This window comes from Massilia sp. Mn16-1_5 (assembly GCF_004798585.1).
Classification (GTDB): Bacteria; Pseudomonadota; Gammaproteobacteria; order Burkholderiales; family Burkholderiaceae_D; genus Telluria.
In genome coordinates, this window is the sequence record NZ_PPXQ01000081.1 from 1 (window position 1) to 301 (window position 301).

The window sequence follows — 301 nt, forward strand, 5'->3', positions numbered from 1 at the left end:
CAAGCGCCTTAGAATACTCATCTCGCCCACCTGTGTCGGTTTGCGGTACGGTCTCGTATGACTGAAGCTTAGAGGCTTTTCTTGGAACCACTTCCGATTGCTTCGCAGCATAAAGCCGCTCGTCCCAGCCCCTTGGATTCTGTACCCGGATTTGCCTAAGTACCTCCTATGAACCAGAAACTGACTATTCCAACAGTCAGACAACCTTCCGCGATCCGTCCCCCCATCGCATCATACGACGGTGCAGGAATATTAACCTGCTTCCCATCAGCTACGCATCTCTGCCTCGCCTTAGGGGCCG

Annotated in this window: 1 rRNA gene; it reads right to left on the bottom strand. The window is 53.5% G+C overall.

The annotated features are described in order from the left end of the window. Positions 1 to 301: ribosomal RNA gene (locus C2862_RS25115) — 23S ribosomal RNA — on the bottom strand; the annotation flags it as partial.